This window comes from Flavobacterium sp., assembly GCF_043773265.1.
Taxonomy (GTDB): domain Bacteria; phylum Bacteroidota; class Bacteroidia; order Flavobacteriales; family Flavobacteriaceae; genus Flavobacterium.
In genome coordinates, this window is record NZ_JAYVFH010000303.1 from 1 (window position 1) to 3,018 (window position 3,018).

A 3,018-nucleotide genomic window follows, 5' to 3' on the forward strand; every position below is an offset into this window, starting at 1 on the left:
ATGCAGGAAGATTTATCATTCCGCTTTCTCCTAAATCTGATGTTTGAAACGGCGAATGGCATAATGAATAGGGTATCGGACTTGTATGCAGTACATTGACCAGAAAATTATTGAGGTATTCGCTCCAAGCAATTCCAACGGTTGCTGCTCCAACAGCATATTCAAGAATTAAATCCCAACCAATTATCCAAGCTAAAAGCTCGCCCATTGTGGCGTAAGTATAAGTGTAAGCACTTCCAGAAATTGGAATAGATGACGATAATTCTGCATAACACAATCCTGCTAAAGCACAACCTATTGCTGCTACAATAAAACCAATTGTTACTGATGGTCCAGCATTTTGTGCAGCTGCTGTTGCTGTTCTAACAAATAATCCAGCTCCAATAATTGCTCCAATACCAAGTGCAACAAGTGACCAAGCAGTTAATGTTCTTTTTAATCCTTTTTCTGAATCACTAGCTTCTAATAATAATTTAGTAATTGATTTTCTTTTCCAAATAGACATAATGTATCTTTTTTTAATAATCTGTTCAAATATACTTTTTTTGTTTAATATTTCACAAATATTTGTAAATTCTATGATTTAAAACCAAAATCCTACACCAAACCATACAAAACCTTTGGGTAATTCTGGCGACCAAGAATATTTTATTTCTATTGGTCCAATTCTAGATTCTAAACCATAACCAATTGCATAACCAGAATATTGTGGTGTGGCAATCCAATTTCCTGTAGAAAATAAATTCTCTTCTACATTGGCAAAATTGGCAGCAAAATTTAAATGATTTTTTTTGTAAAATTCTAAATCTACTGTACCACAAGCTTTTATGTAACTGTTGCCTGCAATAGAGACAAAATCATATCCGTAAAATGGTTTAAAATTATTTATTGCATTGAAACCGTAACCACCAAGAACAAAATCTTGAAAAGAAACGCTTTTTTCTCCAAAGGCAAATCCTGCTTCTGATTGTAATTTAAATGTTACTTTTTTATAAATTGTTTTAGCAATTCCAATGTCTCCTTTTACTACAGAATATCTATTAAAATTGCCAGAAAAATTACTTGAATATAAATACGATTGTATATCGCCATTAAAAAACCATCCGTTTTTAGGGAAATATTTATTATCGAACGAATCGTATTTTAAATAGCCAAAAACGCTTGCATAATCACTATTTTCAAATGTAGATGAAACTTCGCCAAGAGTTTTAGAATTTATTTTTAAGTGTTTTAACTCAACTCCTGCACCAACTAAAAATTTTTGTTTAAAGATGGTTTGTACATAAGCTTGATTTGTAAAATCTGAAAAATCTATGTTTAATGTATTAATTCCTAATTGTGTAAACAATTCGCCATCATTAAAATCTGTTGCAACGTTTCTATTAAATTGATTGTATCTAGATTTAAAGCCAAAGCTAAAATAAAATCCGTTATCGATATAATAATCTAAATTGTATCTAAAATTATCGCCTAGTATTAAATCTAATGATAAAACATCGTTTTTAAATAATGATTTTTTTTGAGTAAGATTAGTTAAAACGGCGCTTTTATACAATCCATCATAATGCAAAGAAAATTTTAAAAAGGTTTTATTTTTACTTTCTATTAAATTTAAATTTAATTCGTCTGATGTGTTTGATTTATTTATCTTAAAATTTATTGTGCTAAAGTTACCCGATGCATTTAATTTATTTATTCCTTTTTCTAGTTGATTGTAACCAATTTTTGTGTTGGGTTTAAAACCTAATTGTCCTATTACGTAAGCTCTGGTGTAATTTTTTAATGCATTAATTTCTATTCTATCTATATATACACTGTCTTTAATGTATTTTAGACTTTGTTTTACGTATTTATTGTTTTTAACGATTAGCTTTTTTAAATCTTCATATACTACAAATGTGGCTTCTTCGCCTTTTTTTATAATTTCTTTGCCTTTATCAAATGATATGACTGAATAGTTTTGAACATCTGGTTTTATGTAAATATCTGTTCGTTTTATTTTTTCATCCATTCCGTTTATCATTTGAAAATTAGATATTTGAACTAATATTCTTGTTGCTTCTTTTAAGGAATTTCTATCTTTTAAATCGTCTTGAACATCTACACCAATTATAATGTCTGCGCCTAGTTTTTTTACTTCGTCTATTGGATAATTATTAATAACTCCGCCATCAACTAGTAGTTTTCCATCAATTTCTACTGGTGAAAAAAGTGTTGGAAAAGAGGAACTTGCCAGCAATGCATGTGGTAAATAACCTTTATTTAAAAGGACTTCTTTACCAGTTTCTACATCTGTTGCCATGAAAAGAAATGGTATTGGTAATTTATTAAAATCTCTTACATGGCGTACATTGTGTGTGAGTTTTGCAAGTAAATTATAATTATACAATCCTTTTGATAATGCAATTGGTACTCCTATACTAAATTTATTAAATGGTAGTGAAATGGCATACATTTCGTCGTTTCGTTTTTCGAAAAAACTTTTGGATGTTCTTGGTATATAATCTTGTAAAAGCTCGTCAAAGTTGGTTGATGTGAATATAGAATCTAGTTGTTTTGCATTATAACCTGTTGCGTACAAACCGCCAACTATTGCGCCCATACTTGTGCCGCCAATGTAATCTATTTTTATTCCTGCTTCTTCTAGCACTTTTAAAACGCCAATGTGTGCAAATCCTTTTGCGCCACCACCAGTTAATACTAAACCAATTTTTTTTCTAGAAATTGTGTCTTGTGAGAAGGAGTTTTGAGAGAATAGAAAAAAGAATATAGAAATTAGAATTATTGTTATGCGTTGTGTGTTGTGTGTTATGCGTTTTTGCAAAAGACAAAAATTATTTAGCCCTGAATGAAATGAAAATCTTTTTTCTTTCTTTTTTTGAAAGAAAAAAATTGTAATGGAATGCAGGAAAATGGTAGATAAAAATGCCCAAGCCATTCGCTTCTAATTTTGGTTATTGATTTTATGGTAAAAGTCGGTTATTTTTTTGGCTTTTGATACTCCAACAACATCAGAAA

The 3,018-nt window shown here is 29.8% G+C and carries 2 protein-coding genes; both read right to left on the minus strand.

Annotated features, from left to right (window positions below; genetic code table 11):
* On the minus strand, window positions 1-505 hold a 505-nt coding region (locus ACH2BO_RS15590; RefSeq protein WP_395045653.1), incomplete at its 3' end, for an amino acid permease.
* Window positions 506-583: 78 nt separating this feature from the next.
* Window positions 584-2,824: a patatin-like phospholipase family protein gene (locus tag ACH2BO_RS15595; RefSeq protein WP_395045654.1), complete on the minus strand. Its 2,241-nt coding sequence runs from the start codon at window positions 2,822-2,824 to the stop codon at window positions 584-586.
* Window positions 2,825-3,018 lie beyond the last annotated feature (194 nt).